Annotated in this window: 8 protein-coding genes and 1 tRNA gene; 6 read left to right on the forward strand and 3 right to left on the reverse strand. The window is 63.2% G+C overall.

Annotated features, from left to right (window positions below; translation table 11 throughout):
• Positions 1-6885, forward strand: a 6885-nt coding sequence (locus VW23_RS29650) for an autotransporter outer membrane beta-barrel domain-containing protein (RefSeq protein WP_069909101.1), incomplete at its 5' end; no start/stop codon positions are given.
• A gap of 98 nt (positions 6886-6983) precedes the next feature.
• Here VW23_RS29650 and VW23_RS08270 read toward each other — a convergent pair.
• A complete protein-coding gene (locus VW23_RS08270; RefSeq protein ID WP_069909102.1) occupies positions 6984-7868 on the reverse strand; it encodes a hypothetical protein in 885 nt (294 codons plus the stop codon).
• Positions 7869-8264: 396 nt separating this feature from the next.
• Positions 8265-9461 (reverse strand): Shedu anti-phage system protein SduA domain-containing protein, encoded by a 1197-nt coding sequence (locus VW23_RS08275; RefSeq protein ID WP_069909103.1) that lies wholly within the window; start codon positions 9459-9461, stop codon positions 8265-8267.
• A gap of 163 nt (positions 9462-9624) precedes the next feature.
• On the opposite strand from VW23_RS08275, the gene VW23_RS08280 reads away from it, so the two are divergent.
• Together VW23_RS08280 and VW23_RS08285 are read left to right on the forward strand one after the other, a co-directional pair.
• On the forward strand, positions 9625-12813 hold the full coding sequence (locus VW23_RS08280; RefSeq protein WP_069909107.1) for a P-loop NTPase family protein: 3189 nt from the start codon (positions 9625-9627) through the stop codon (positions 12811-12813).
• Between the two features lie 4 nt (positions 12814-12817).
• The gene (locus VW23_RS08285) at positions 12818-13531 is read left to right on the forward strand and encodes a hypothetical protein (RefSeq protein ID WP_084645764.1); all 714 of its coding nucleotides are present in this window, start codon (positions 12818-12820) and stop codon (positions 13529-13531) included.
• 185 nt (positions 13532-13716) lie between these two features.
• On the opposite strand, the gene VW23_RS08290 is transcribed toward VW23_RS08285, so the two are convergent.
• Positions 13717-13806 (reverse strand) — tRNA-Ser (locus VW23_RS08290).
• Between the two features lie 241 nt (positions 13807-14047).
• Between VW23_RS08290 and VW23_RS08295 the strand changes: the two genes are divergently transcribed.
• From VW23_RS08295 to VW23_RS08305, 3 genes are all read left to right on the forward strand, one after another.
• Positions 14048-14371 (forward strand): hypothetical protein, encoded by a 324-nt coding sequence (locus VW23_RS08295; protein ID WP_141728272.1) that lies wholly within the window; start codon positions 14048-14050, stop codon positions 14369-14371.
• Between the two features lie 11 nt (positions 14372-14382).
• Positions 14383-14727 (forward strand): MmcQ/YjbR family DNA-binding protein, encoded by a 345-nt coding sequence (locus tag VW23_RS08300; protein ID WP_069909105.1) that lies wholly within the window; start codon positions 14383-14385, stop codon positions 14725-14727.
• 66 nt (positions 14728-14793) lie between these two features.
• Positions 14794-15060 (forward strand): hypothetical protein, encoded by a 267-nt coding sequence (locus tag VW23_RS08305; RefSeq protein WP_069909106.1) that lies wholly within the window; start codon positions 14794-14796, stop codon positions 15058-15060.
• Positions 15061-15454: the final 394 nt, after the last annotated feature.

Below are 15454 nucleotides of genomic sequence, written 5' to 3' on the forward strand. Positions count from 1 at the left end.
GGTGTGGGCGGCGGCAATGGCGGCACCGTCAATGTACAGAACTCTGCCAATGTCACGGTCCGCGGCAACGGCGACGGCTTCGAACTCGGCAATTACGGCATCTTCGCCCAGAGCGTCGGCGGCGGTGGCGGTTCGGCCAACGTTTCGGCCGGGCTGTTTGCCTTTGGCGGCAAGGGCGGCGCTGCCGGCAATGGCGGCGACGTCACGGTCGGCAATACTGCCGAAGTGCGCAGCGAGTGCATCAACTGCCGCTTCGCCGGCGCCATCTATGCCCAGAGCGTCGGCGGCGGCGGTGGCCGCGGCGGCGGCGCGGCGGGCCTTATCTCGATGGGCGGCTCGGGCGGCGGCGGCGGCAGCGCTGGCGAGGTGCGCGTCACCAATTCGAACACCCTCGTCGCCAGCGGCCAGTTCTCGCGCGGCATCTTCGCCCAGTCGATCGGCGGTGGTGGCGGCGATGGCGGCTTCGGCGGCGGCCTGTTCACCATTGGTGGCTCGGGCGCCGCAGGTGGCGAAGGCAAGTTCGTCGGGGTCACCAACTCCGGCAATATCACCACTAGCGGTCCCGACTCGGCCGGCATCTTCGCGCAGAGCGTCGGCGGTGGCGGCGGCAATGGCGGCAATACCATCGCGGCCGGCGTGTTTGTCGCCATGTCGTTTGGCGGCACCGGTGGTCCGGGCGGCCGGTCCGGCAATGTCGACGTCAATCGCGGGCCGTTCTCCGCCTCGACTATTCAGACCAGCGGCGACCGCTCGGTCGGCATTTTGGCGCAGAGCGTCGGTGGCGGCGGCGGTAATGGCGGCTTTGCCATCAGCGCCTCAGCCGGGCTCTATGGCAGCGTGTCCCTGGCCTTCGGCGGCAAGGGTGGCTCAGGTGGAGCGGGCGGCGACGTCTATGTCGGGGCCAATGGCGCCATCATCACCAATGGCTCGTTCTCGTCCGGCATCGTCGCCGAATCTATCGGCGGCGGCGGCGGCCGTGGCGGCTTCGCCATCTCGGCAGCGGTCGGCACCCTGGTCGGCGTTGCCGTGGGCTTTGGCGCCGATGGCGGCGCCGGCGGCTCGGGCGGCATTGTCGAGGTGAACAACGCGGCGCGCATCAGCACCGGTTGTGACGCCTGTACCCAATCCAACGGTATCTTCGCAAGCTCGGTCGGCGGCGGTGGCGGCACCGGCGGTTTCTCGATCGCGGCGGCCGGCGGCCTTAGTGGCGGCATTGGCCTCAGCTTCGGCGGCGATGGCGGCACCGGCAACTTCGCCCAGGGCGTCAAGGTGACCAGCAACGTCGCCGATCCGCTCGGCATTGAGACGCGCGGCAGCTTCTCCAGCGGTATCGTCGCCCAATCGGTCGGTGGTGGCGGCGGCAATGCCGGCTTTGCCGCCAGCGCCACGTTCTCGATACAAGGCGCCAACGCCAATATGAGCTTCGGTGGCGATGGCGGCGACGGTTCGCGCGGCGGCGTGGTCGATGTCGGCAACACCGGCAACATCACCACCGGCGGCGCCTTCTCGCATGGCATCTTCGCGCAGAGCGTCGGCGGTGGCGGCGGCACAGGCGGCTTTGCCGGCGCGCTGGCCTTCTCGCTCAACGGCGCCGCCGCGGCGGCCGCCTTCGGTGGCGATGGTGGGACGGGCAGCGACGGCGCCGACGTTACGGTTCGCCACAGCGGCAACATCCTCACCACCGGCAACCAATCCAACGGTATCCTCGCCCAGTCGATCGGCGGCGGCGGCGGCACAGGCGGCTTTTCGATCAGCGCCGCGGGCTCGATCAAGACCGTCGCCGCCGCATCGTCGATGGGCGGCGATGGCGGCAATGGCGGGATCAGCGGCAAGGTCAGCGTCATCGACGTGTTCGGCAGCATCACCACTCGGGGTGAGCAGTCACACGGCATCCTGGCGCAGAGCGTCGCCGGGGGCGGCGGCACCGGCGGCTTCTCGATCGCCGCGGCCTTCTCGCTCGAGAGCGATGCCTATGGCAATTCGGTGGGCGGCACCGGCGGCACCGCCAAGAATGCCGGCGAAGTCGTGGTGGTCAGCAACGCCGTGATCGATACCGGCGGCGCCGACGGCAAGGGTTTCAACTCGCACGGCATCCTCGCCCAGTCGATCGGCGGCGGTGGCGGCACGGCGGGCTTTTCCGGCACGGCGGTGTTCTCGCTCAAGGGCGACGCCGCGGCCAATTCGACCGGCGGCGACGGGAGCCTGGGTGGCACCGGCGCCAACGTCACGGTCACCTCGAATGGCACCATCACCACGCGCGCCGACAAATCGATCGGCATCTTTGCCCAGTCAGTGGGCGGTGGCGGCGGCGCCGGCGGCTTCTCGGTCGGGGCGGGCGTTTCGGTCGAGGGAGACGGCTCGGCGGACAGCACCGGCGGCAAGGGCGGCGCAGCCGGCGGGGCCGGCGAGGTTCGCGTGGCGGTCAACGCCGATATCGATACCCACGGCGCGCTCTCGCATGGTGTCCTGGCGCAATCGGTCGGCGGTGGCGGCGGTTTTGGCGGCTTCTCGATCGGCGCCGGCTTCTCGATGAAAGCCGACAGCAAGGTCGACAGTGTCGGCGGCGATGGCAGTGGCGGCGGCGCCGGCAACTATGTCGAAGTGATCGTCGGCAATGCCAATGCGCTGGGCGTGCCGCATATCCATACGCGCGGTGAAGGCTCGATCGGCGTGCTGGCGCAATCGATCGGTGGCGGCGGCGGTGCCGGCGGCTTTGCCGGAGGCTTAAGCCTTGCGATCGATGGCTCCGCCGAAAATGACGTCGGCGGTGGCGGCGGCGGCGTGGCTTCGATAGGCGGCCAGGTCAAGGTCGACAATTTCGGCACCGTCACCACCGAGGGCAACAATGCCGCCGGCATCATGGCGCAGAGCGTTGGTGGCGGTGGCGGCGTCGGCGGCTTCTCGATCGCGGCGACCTTTGAAGCCGAGGGTGACGGGGCCAAGAACTCGGTCGGCGGCGACGCTGCAGGCGGCGGTGCGGGCGGCCAGGTCGACGTGCTCAATGCCGGCATCATCGAAACCAGCGGCGACTTTTCGCACGGCATCATTGCGCAGTCGATCGGCGGCGGCGGTGGCAGCGGCGGCTTCTCGATCGCCGGCACGCTCAGCGACGGCGGCAGTGGTGCAACCGGCAGCGTTGGCGGCACTGGTGGCGAAGGCGGCGCCGGCGGGGTGGTGACGGTCAACAATACCGGCTCGATCAACGTCACCGGACAGAACTCGGTCGGCATCTTCGCGCAATCGGTTGGCGGTGGCGGCGGCAATGGCGGCTTTGCCGGCGCTATTGCGCTGGGTGGCGGCGGCGTCGACAACGTCGTCGGCGGCTCCGGCAGCAAGGGCGGCAATGGCGGCGACGTCACGGTGATCAGCACCGGCTCGATCCACACGGCGCTGGCCAACTCCTCCGGCGTTGTCGCGCAGTCGATCGGCGGCGGCGGCGGCTGGGGCGGTTTCTCGCTCGGCATCGGCGATGGCGGTGGCGGCTCCAGCGGCATCAAGGTCGGCCTCGGCGCCGGCTGTCCCGAGCCGCCGGATACCTGCGACCTGGTTTCGCTGATCCCGATCGATGGCAGCAAGGGCAAGGTCACCGTGACGATCAACGGCGAGACCAACATCACCGAGGGCGAACTGTCCTTCGGCATGGTGGCCCAGTCGATCGCCGGTGGCGGCGGCATTGCGGCGACGGTGATCCTCGACGAGCTGCTGTTCTCCGGCAGCGACGTGGAAATCATCGCCGGCGGCAACGGCTCGCTCAACGGCAACGGCCTGTTCCAGCCGACCAACTACAATACGCTCGCCACCACCATGACCGGCCTCGGCTCGATCGGCCTCATCTCGCAGTCGATCGGCGGCGGCGGCGGCGTCAATGCCTTCGCAGCAAACGCGCTCGTCCTCAATCCGGCGCTGCCGCCCGAGGATAGCTTCCTCATCCGGGTCGGCGGCTACTCGGCCGGCCTTGGCTTTGATCGCACCGGCAGCGGCGGCGGCTTCCAGATGACCGCCGAGGGCACCGTCACCACCACCAACCACAACGCCATCGGCATCGTCGCCCAGACCATTGGCGGCGGTGGTGGCGTGGGCAATGTCTCGGTGGAAACCATCACCAATCCGGGCGAGGCGCTCGATATCGTGCTCGGTGGCAGCCAGCTCACCAATTTCGACGCCATCAACAACCTCACCTTCGTCGGCGACGCGGGCGCGGCTTCGACGGTGACGGCCGAAGCGCAGATCACCACTAACGGAGCACTGAGCCATGGGCTTGTGGCGCAGTCGATCGGCGGCGGCGGCGGTATCGCCAACGTAGTGTTCGTCGACGGCGTGACCCTCACCGAGGGAACGACGATCCACATCGGCAGCGGGGCCGGCGGTTCGGGTGGCCTCGGTGGGGCAGTGACCGCCAACGCCACCGGCATCACCACCACCGGCGCCGGCGCCTTCGGTATCGTGGCGCAATCGATCGGCGGCGGCGGCGGCCTGACCGGCGTCTATAGCGGCGGCACGCTGCTCGGCCAGGACGGCTTCTCGCTCGCCCCGATCACCATCGCAGCGGGCGGCGGCGCCGGCGGCAATGGCGGCGCGGCCATCGTCAACAGCAATGGCGACGTCCACACCACCGGGTTCGGCGCGCACGGCATCGTGGCGCAATCGATCGGTGGCGGCGGCGGCATTGTCGGCAATGGCATGTTCGCCACGACGCTTGGTGCGGCAGGCGACGGGCCGTTCGCCGGCAGCGTCGGCGGGCTCGGCAACGCAGCCGCAGTGGGCGTCACCCAGACCCGCAACGTCGTGGTGATGGGAGAGAGCAGTGTCGGCATATTCGGCCAGAGCGCCGGCGGCACCGGCAGCCTCGACGGCAACGTCGTCCTCAACATCAATCAGGCCGGCACCAGCGGCAACGGCGTCGGCCTCGTCTGGGCGGCGCATGGCTCGGGGGCGGCGGTGCAGATTGCCGATGGCCTCAACAACACGCTGACCAGCAATGGCACGCTCTATGCCCAGGCGAGCCTCGTCGGCGGCGGCCTGCCGCTGCTCAACGGCATGGCGATCCTCGGCGGTGACGGCAATGACGTGGTCACCAACCTTGCCCGCGCGCCGGCCGGGGCCAATGACAACCAGCTGGTCGGCGGCACGCGCACCAGCAACATCATCGGCAACGTCGATCTCGGCGGCGGCGCCAACGGCCTCGTCAACCAGAGCGGCGCGCTGTTCATCACCGACGCCAGCATTATCCTCGGCGCCGGGAACCTCTTCGGCAACGAGGGCCTCCTCTCCCCCGGCGATCGCGCCCGGGTCAAGGAGACCGACGTCACCGGCAATTTCGACCAGGCCGACAGCGGCGCCTACTACATCGATATCGACCTCAATGCCCAGAACACCCCGGCGCTGGTCACCGACCTGCTGGATATGACCGGCAGCGCCGCCTTCGACGGCGAGGGCCCGCTGCTGCTGCTGTCGATCAACAAGGCGTTCTCCAATGCCGGCTATGTCATCGCCCATGCCGATGGCGGCATGACCGACAATGGCTTCACCCCGACACTGACGCCGCCGGCCGTCGGCTTCATCTTCAGCGCCGAAGTGCAGGGCGCCGACCTGGTGCTGCTCGCCGAAAAGCCGCCCATCCTGGACCTGTTGCAGGATCCGGCATCGGGCACCACCGACCCGAACGTGTGGAGCATGGGCGAGGGCCTCGACAATATCGAACAGGCGATCGGCATCGATGATCCGTTCAACTACCTGATCAACCTGCTGCGCCTGCAGCCCGACGCCGAGGCACTCGGCGACGCGGTGACCACCCTGACGCCGCACCAGGCGCCGCATATCTTCGAGCTGGCCGACCGGCGGGCGACGGAGTTCCTCGACCGCACCATCTCGGGTTGCGAGGATAGTTTTGCGGCCCGCGACGTCGAGGATCTGGTCTGCCTGTGGGGCAGCCTGTCGGGCGGCCAGTACAACCGCGGCATCGTCAACGACAGCCCAACGGCCGAGGACAAGTGGACCTCACTGGCCTTCGGCGGCGACGTTGGGGTCAACGACAATCTCAATGTCGGGTTCGGGCTCGGTCTCGACCAGGTCGCCTCGACCCACACTCACGACGGCATGGAGCTGTCGAGCATGGAGGGCCAGCTCTATCAGGCCAGCGCTTCGGCCGAGTACCGCAATGGTGGGTTCGGTGTCGGCTTCGTCGCCGCCGGCTCGTTCGGTGAGATGGAGACGGCGCGCCGTGTCCAGGTCGACGGCTTCGAGCAGGGCTATTCGAGCTTTGACGGCATCGCCACCGGCGTTGCCGAGGTCGGCGAGCTGCCGGCCTTCTCCGACAAGATCATCGAGTTCGAAGGCATTGACGGCTATGCCCGGTCCGACGCCCAGATCTACGGCTTCTACCCGCGCCTGCGGTTGAGCTACGCCTCACCCGAAACCAATAACGGGGCCCAGGCGATCGGCATGCTGGATATCGACGGCCACCTGCTGCACACGCCAGAGCGCACCGAGACCGGGGTCGGGCTCGCCAACCTCACCTATCCCGAAATGACCCACGCCTTCGTCACCCTCACACCCGGCCTCGAGCTTCGGCTCAGTAGCCAGATGGAGGGCGGCTTGCTGGTGAGCGGCTTCGTGCGCGGTGGCGTGCAATGGTCGCCGATGCAGAACCAGTGGGTTGCCGAGACGCAGTTCGAAGCCGTTCCCGAAGGGCTGCCGCCGATCGAGATCATCGAGCCCTTCGATGATCTCCGCGCCAAGCTCGATGTCGGCCTGATGATCACCTGCCCCACCTCCGGCATGCGGCTCAGCGCCAACTATGCCGGCGTCTACGGGGCGACGACCACGTCGCACGAGTTCAAGGGCAGCCTGTCGTTCCCGATCGGCGGGCCGGCTGGCGGGTGCTAGCAGCGTCCCATTGCCCGGCCGGCTGGCCGGAGACGTAGCCGCAAAAGTCAAAGGCCGGCGCCAGGCGCCGGCCTTTTCAGGTCGTCGGTCGGATGCGGTTACAGGACGTCGGCCGAGACCGAAGCGCGGAACGGCGCGGTCGGGCTCGCCAGCGGACGTAGCGCATCGATCGCGGTGCCCTCGTCGCCGAACGGAATCGAGATCCCGAGCTTCACGGTATGGGTGGTGTTCGACTCGTCGTCCTGGTCGAAGGCGTGCATACCTTCATAGGAGGCGACGAGGTTGAGGTTGAGATCGCCCGGCAGCCGGTAGGCCGCCTTGACGCCCCAATTCACATATTCGCCCGGATCGTTCGACACGTCGAAGTTGGCGCTGAAGCCATAGCCGACATTGGCCATCACGGCGAAATCGCTCGACAGGGCATAGGCCGCGCCGATTTCGGCGAACGGCCCGACAAAGCCCTCGTCGTCATTGTCGAAATCGTCGTTGGGGGCGAAGGCATAGCCGAGCCGGCCGACCAGCCTGGCGTAATCGATATCGACTGCCGCCTGGACGCCCGCCGCATAGCCGACGAACTGGTCGACGGTCTCGGCATCGGGATAGGTGGCAAGGGTGCCGAAGCCGCCGAGATACCAGTTGTCCATCCGCATGCCCACCTGCGCGCCGAGCACACCGAGATTGCCGTTGGTGACGTTCGGATCGCTATCCTCGATCGCCAGCCACTCGCCATAGCCATCGAGCCCGAGCACCAGCGCATCGTACTCGCCCTCGATGGCGAAGGCGCCATAGACCCCACCAAAACTGCTGAAATCGCCGCCATCTTCCTGCGCCATGCGGCCGAGCCCACCAAGCTCAACTACGCCGCGGAGGCCGTAGGACGCAGCAACGGGCGCCTCATATGCAGTGTCGATAAACAGATCGGCAGCCTCAGCCCCCGAGACCAGCGCCAGGGCGCTAACGCCTAACATGAACGAACGGAACACGAATCGACCTCCAAGGTTTATTACTCGGGCCTATCAAGTCATATGATGACTTAATAGGTGGAGAGTTGCGGTTCGGGGCATGTTGTTGCGGGTGGGTCACAGATGGATTGCTGGTGAGCGCCGGAGGTGGTGCGGCCTTAAGCCTCGGATAGCGGTAGACCATATTGGGGGCGCCGAGTGTTGGCTTCCGACGATGCCTTGTCTCGCTCTCCGGAAGAACCTGAGGAAGAGCATCATCCCATCACGACATCCACCGTCACATCGGGACATACCCTGTCGTCACGCAACGTCGTTTGTGGCGAAAGGCGTCACATCTGACCTCAAGCGAACGTATGTGACGAGTTTAGCGCAGCATCAACGCCTTGGAGTTACACGTGGCGCACCTTGGGTGGAGGGCTATCTTGGGGGCTTCAAGAGGTGCGGATTAACTGCTGGTGGTCCGACAAAGTCGATGATGCTTCGTAGGCTCTCCACGAGCCAGTCGTAGGTATGGATACGAATTGAGTTCTGCTCACTAGCGCCGCTGCGGACCGCTGACGAACTGTTCCCGAGCAAATGCCGACGCCCGACGAGCACAAGCCCTTCACTGTTTGGCCGGATGTCGGATAGCCCCAGACCATCCTGGCGAGTCGGACGCCGAGCAACGTCAAGGTTGTTCTGCAACCACTCTCGCCACTCCTGTATTTGTGTGACGCCGCGCCGAGCGCTTTTGTCTAGCGCGTTCTGAGTTCGCAATGTGATTGCCGAAATAGGAGTTTCGAGCTCCACCAACAGCCATCGAATTCCCAATGAGTCAGTGTCGGCAAGAAGGAAGTCGGGCTCGTATTTTCCTCCTAAGCTGGGCCGGGGAACAGCGAACCGCTCTCTGCCACCCAAAAGAGCTGCTAACAGTTCGGGATGCTGTTCTAGGAACATCTGAATAGGCTTCTCGTCGCTTGCCGTCTCGATCACCTCGGCCAGCTTGTCGATGGCGCCAACTCCGAGTTGCCATTCAACCTTCCACGGCCGCAGGTCGAAAAGTTTGGCCTGTGAGAGCTCATGTGTGGTTCCGAGGAGAGAGGCCCGACTGGCAGCGGCGCGGCGAACGTCCTGTGCTTCTCTGCCAACATCGCCCGCGCGTGCTTTCACGACTAGCCGATCTGGCCATGCACTCCCTGTTCGAGCTCCCTTGAAGTAAACGCGGCCGTCTTCGCCGATCGAGGAGACCTCATATGCACCCTCAATGTCAGGGTACCCCACTATGTCACCGGCATTGATCTCTAGGCGGCGAAGCGCGTTCTGACGTCGCCTCAGGAACAGATACTCGATCCAGCCGCGCGCCTCAGACCGATTCGCAGCGGGCGTTGTGATCCGAACCTTAGTGGTCTGCAGAGATTCCATAAGTTCATGTTGCACTTCGAGCACCTCGGAAATGCTTTCGCCAGCGATGTCGTCGCCGAGGACAGTTTGCAATCGAGCGGCGGCTACCAGTCGTGGCATGTCCGTGGGCAGCAAAGCACCTGCAACAGCAGCAAGCTGATGTTGGCGGAGCGTTGCCACACCTGCGGATTGCTCAATGTCATTGACCGCATCCTGCCAGGTCTGCCGAGTCATTTTACCTCCCAATGGGTTTACCGCATTTTTCCGCGCTTGCCGACCGAAGCTTCCGGCGCATTCGTGTCTATGCGATCCTATTCGGTTGATGGCATAAGGGAGTGTACTTCAGTTTACCGGTATGAAGACGTCTGCTTGGCGACGTGACTTGGGGCAATCAAAGATGAAGATCTCCGCGCTTGTACGGCTCAACGGCGTGCCTGTCCCACTTTTCAGCCAACTCGACACGAGGGACGCGGCACTATGGGTCATGAATGCCGATCTAGAACCGGCTCAACGGGGAGCGTTGGCCGATTTGATGCGGCTACCGTGGAGCGTTGTTCTTTGTGAGATTGTTAATTCTGAGCTCAACGAGACACTAGAGAGCACGGAGCTCATTGAAAGTGTGTTGGTCCGCAGGAGGGGGCTGGTTCACTTAATCGACACCAATCCTTCTGACTACCCATTGCCGCCCAGAAGCCTTCCTGTATTTCTGCTTAACGGAAGACCGACGACAAAGCTCTCGGCTATGGCAGCGCTGACGCGCCGCCTTACAATGTTGGAGGAACTGCGGCGGCATCCCGTCAAACACCTCGTCATAATTGGAAGCCCCGATCAGCGCGCCCTCGAAGAATTGAGCGGCATGTGGGAGGACGGGTTTCGACCTTCAATATCGGTCGTCTCCGACAATCCCTCAGAATCCGACATTCCATCATGGATTGACAGGACGGGCGCACCGGCAGTTGGCGTCCTAGAACTCTCACTCGTCGAATTTAGCCAGCAGTTAGCGGACCGCTTCGTGGCGGATCGCGATGGCAGCCTTGTCCTTAGGGTGCGCAACAGCGATGGCGATTTAGCTCGCTTTGACGTTAGCAGCGTGGACGATCCCGAGCACCCGATATTGGGCCGCTACGAATTGCTCGCAGACGGTGCCCTGCATCCATTGATGCCAGGAGACCTAAGTGCCGCCGAGATAGAGTCGTTCTTTAAGGACCCCTCGTCATCCTGGAGGCCGTTTGCAGCCGGGATGCCTTGGTCTCGAGACGACGTAGCATGGCGACGAGTGAGAAACGCCCTTGCTGCGCTCGACCGCGAAGGGCCCGAGTCCAACAAGATCTTCTATGTTCAGGCCGAGTCCGGCGCTGGCGCAACGACATTTGTGCGAAACTTAGCCTGGACAGCAGCTGCTCAGGGTTATCCCACCTTGGTCGCTGGGGGAGCGCCATTCGTCCCAAATGGGCTTGAGGTTACGGCGTTTCTAGGAAGGTTGCTTGACGCACTAGCCCCTCAATCAGAAGGGGAAAAGGCCACTAGGTTATACCAAGTCCCTGTACTCGTCGTGTTTGACCGCACCCACTGGGAGGGCCGAGAGGATGACCTCATTGCATTCGGCCGCGAGTTGGAACGCAGCGGAAGACGTGCATGCCTTCTGATGGTCACGGGGCCTTACTTAGCCATGGCCATGGTTGGCAACCGGCGTTTCACTTCTATCGGCGAACTTACGCACCAAATAACCATGGAAGATGCCGTTCAACTCGGCATCCATTTGAATCGCTACCTCCTCCCGCACGGCGCGGTTCGTAGTGAAGCTGATTGGCGGCGTTTTTTTGAAGCGTCGGCCGTACAGGCAAGCCGAGGAATTGCGGCATTTTGGATAGCACTGTCCTTCTGGCTTCAGCGCCAATTCGACATGCAAGAGACAGTCCAGTCGTGGATGTACCGACAGTTCTCGCGGCACATCAGCGATGCAGAGGTACGCGATGCAATTATTTCAATTGCGGCATTGAGCACCGTCCGCCAGTCGATGCCGGAGACGCTTCTACCCCCAACGACTGACTGGCCCATCTCCCATAAGCTCGCCGACGTCCAACGCGATCTGGGTTCGCTGGGCTTGATCCGCATCTCTGGCGAGGGCGTCAGATATTGGAGCATGATCCACGACCTACTTGGGCGATATATCCTAACCGCGCTTTTTTACGACACCCCTGCGCGTGAGGCTGCTGGGTTTGCTGATGCAAACAGTCCCGAACACCTGCGTTTTCTAGCCTTGCGACGCATATCGAAAACCCCAGCGCTTCAATTCACTGAATTTCGCGACCTTGCCGACGCTTTTGCGGTGTCAATATTCAAAATCGACCCAGACCATGGGCTAGGCAGCTTTGCTCCATTCTGGCCCGACGTGCTTCAGGCACTAGACGAAATGCCACGGTCGTTGCGCACAACGAGTCGAACATTTCTTCACCATACCGCCATCTCGCGCCGAAGAATCGCTAAAGACCCGGAGATGTTCCCGATTTCAGTTGATGAGCGGGCAAAGCTCCTTCAGCGCGCCGTGGCTGATATTGAAAGCGCCTTGTCATTCCCAGGTCAGTCCGATGCTGACTCCGATCTGAGCCTTTTTAACTCGCTGGCGCATGCCTATCACGATCTAGCGGAGGCTGAGTCAAAAAGAAACGCAGACGAGGCACTGGTCTCCTCGCTACAAATCAAGGCGCGCGACGTTACACGCAGAGCTTATGGTCTAAACCCGGACAATTCATTTGTCGTTGAGACATACGCGCGAACATTGTTAAGTGAAGCTACCACCAGCCCGGAGTTGGCGTCGGAACACGCTATCGAGGTTCTGAATATTGTCTACTCAACCATGGCACGAGATAGCTCCGAGACGCGACGCTTTGCTCTTGGACGGCTAGCTGACGCTGCGCTGTCGCTCTTGATGGACATTGCGTCAGCCAAGAAGACACGGACCGATCCCGAAACGGAGCCCTCGGCCATTGTGGCGGCACTGATGGCGCTTGCTGACGGGGTTGACCGGTTCACGGGGATGGAACTGCATGACTATCCTACCCAGAACAGGACACGCGCCTCAGACCTCCTGAATGTTCAGCTTCTTCGGGGAAATGCGCAAGCGGTGAAGCTGCGTTACATGCTTATTTGCATCGACCAGCCCTACGATTTTGGGATGCAGTTGGAGTTGCTGCAGTCTCTGAAGGGTGCTGCAGCCATATTCACTCCTCAGATGCAGTTGGAGTTTGCGGTCCTCCTCCATCAGGAGGACCGGCACCACGAGGCTGACAGGATGTTTCATGATCTCCGTCGCCTTTGGCGTCAGGGCGAGCACTACGTAGAGGTACCAAATCGGCTGCGGTGGTTGCTGGTGAAAGGGACATCTACACGTCGTCAAGTACAAGCAACAGTGAGTTCGGGCGGCGATGGGCGGTCAGCCGCGCGAGTTAGAGAGTTTCAAGGAACTACCGTACTTTTTCGTCCACAGGAATTTGGGCAGGAAAAGCTGCGGCCCGGAGTAAGCTTTCGCGCGTTAGTGTCGTTTGGACATAACGGCCCATTTCTGCGACCTCTTACAGCAGGCTAAAGTAATGTCAGGTCTAGTCGAAATCTGGTCGCATCAGATCGGCTGGCAGGTGCGCAAGCACAACGTTCTCGTCGAGGGACTCTCTGACGTCACCTACATCGCGTTAGCTGAACGTCTGTACAAAGCAACGTGGAATAGGCCGCTACTCGGACCCGACCTAGCGGTAATTGCCGCCGGGATTGCAGACGATGGTGGCGTGGATGGCGTAAATCGACGATTGAATGCCGCAAGGCAGATGGCCGACGCGGATCGTGGCCCGGAGGGTGAGCTCCGACACCGGTTTATTGGTCTTTTCGATAACGATAGAGCGGGGCGGCGAGCCCTTGCCCGTGCTTGCGAGTTTGATCGCAGGCTTGTCCCTTACCAAGACGTTTTTTTGCTGCAGCCGGTTATGCCCGTGGCGCTCGTTCAGGGTGTCGCTCGCTTGCGCGCCGACGGCATCGCGTTAAACAAGGGGCTGGAGGCTTTAGACTGGGAAATAGAGGATTTGCTGTCTCAGAGGCTTTTGGCGAATTTCGAACAACGCTTTCCAGACTGCGTCCTTGACACGCACAACGTGCGGGGCAAGTACCATCGCGAGTTTACACGACAGGGAAAAGTCGAGCTGCGAAAATATGCTTTGGCGCATGCAACCGTTGCCGACGTCGATGACATACTGAGACTCGTAAAGGCACTTAGAAGTTATTTTGGCCTTTTGCATTCCGATATCAGCATATGACTTCCTCCCGTAATCTACGTCTTGGCGATCTGCGATCCAAGAATTCGATTCACCTGCATTCTCGAGCATCCAATTTGTCGGGCAACCTCGGCAGGACCTAGCCCTGTGGCCCTCAGGCTTGCTTCTTGCGCGGGATCGATGCGTACCTTGCCAGCCCACAAAACCAGCTAGTTGCACTGAATGGGTGGCGGAGAGAAAGGGATTCGAACCCTTGAGACGGTTCCCCGCCTACACACTTTCCAGGCGTGCGCCTTCGACCACTCGGCCATCTCTCCGCATGCAGCGGGCCGGGCGGGCCCGGGTCTGCGTGTCCGGGGGCCTGAGCCTGCCGGAGCGGGCGCAATATACTCATCGACGTCGTGACCGCAAGGCACATAACGCGCCGATGTCGGGGATTGCCATCAAGGCTCGCCAAAGTTGTCTTGTCCCGCGCGCGGACCGCGTGGCAAAAGGATTGCCAGCAGCCGGTGGAGCATTGGGACCCCGCACGGCGCATCCCGGACGCGACGGACCTCGATGCGGCTTTTTCTCAGGCTTTTGGGCACCTGGCTCCTTGGTGTGGCGCTGATCCTGTTGATCATCGACGGGACGCGCTCGCTCGGCGCCAACCAGTTGATCTTCACCTCGCTCAGCGAAAACTGGACCTGGCTCAATGCCGAGAGCCTCGCCACGGTGCGCGAGTTCCTCGCCGGGCGGTTCTTCGGCATGGTGCTCGAGCCAATCTCGGAGGCGGTCTTCGCCATGCCGGGCTGGGCCGTGCTGGCGGTGCCCGGGGCGCTGCTGGCCTGGGCCGGCCGCTCGCGCAAGACCCGGCTGTTCGTCCGGCACGACCAGATCTGACGAGGCCGATCTTGACCCTCCATGACCGCGACGGCTTCACCAGCTTTGTCAGCACGCTGCCCGCGGTGACGCTGCATGAGCAGTGGGAAGCGCTGGTCGCCAAGGTCGGCGGCAAGGTGTTTTGCCTGCTTGGTGACGCCTCGGGCGATATCGTCTTCAAGGTGGGTGAGATCGCCTTTGATGGGCTGACCGAACTCGACGGCATCGAGCAGGCGGCCTATTTCGCCAAGCGCCAATGGGTGCGGGTTTCGCCCGGCGCGCTCGAGAGCGAACTGGCTCAGGGCTATATCCGCGAGTCGCACCGGCTGATCGCCGACAAGCTGACGCGCAAGCTCAGGGCCGAGCTGGGGATTTGAGCAGCACGTTGACGAAGCCGTTCAGGCCTTCTTAACTACCCGGCGACAAGCCATGAGGGGGCGAGGATGGTTGCGGGATTGCTTTATGTCGTCGGACTGATTGCGGTGCTGTCGACGCTCGTCGTTGCCGGGTACGGGGCGCCCGGGCTGATCCAGATGGTCAATTCGGCGCTCGACACGCCGGGCTCCGACCTCATCGCCACCTTTGTCGACGTGGCGCGGCTGCTGCAATGGACGCTGCTGCCGTTCGTCGGCGGGCTGGCGCTGATGGGCCTCGGGCGTATCGTCATGCTGCTCGGCGCCATCAACCGGGCGCTGCGCGGCAACGCCTGAGAGCGCTTCACTATCGAGATGCATCAGCGCAGCACGGACGTCATTCCCGCGCAGGCGGGAACCTCGTGGGATGCTGCTGCAACCGCTGGCGCGGAAATATCCCACTGGGTCCCCGCGCAGCTGCGCGGGGATGACGCCGGTGGGAGGGCAAGGGTCATAGGCGCTAAGTCAGGGTCGAGCCCCACCAACGGGGTCATTCCCGCGAAAGCGGGAACCTCTGTTTTGGTGTCTGCCGCACGATCGCAAACGGAGTTCCCCGCTTTCGCGCACTACTGTCCGGGATTTTTGGGTGATGGTGGATTGAGGCTGAGTTCCATCTGTCCTTGCATTGAGTTTGGTCGTCGTCGTGGTGGCTGGAAGGCGTTTAGGACGTTGATCCTGAGCAGGGTACGGA

Source organism: Devosia insulae DS-56 (assembly GCF_000970465.2).
Classification (GTDB): Bacteria; Pseudomonadota; Alphaproteobacteria; order Rhizobiales; family Devosiaceae; genus Devosia_A; species Devosia_A insulae.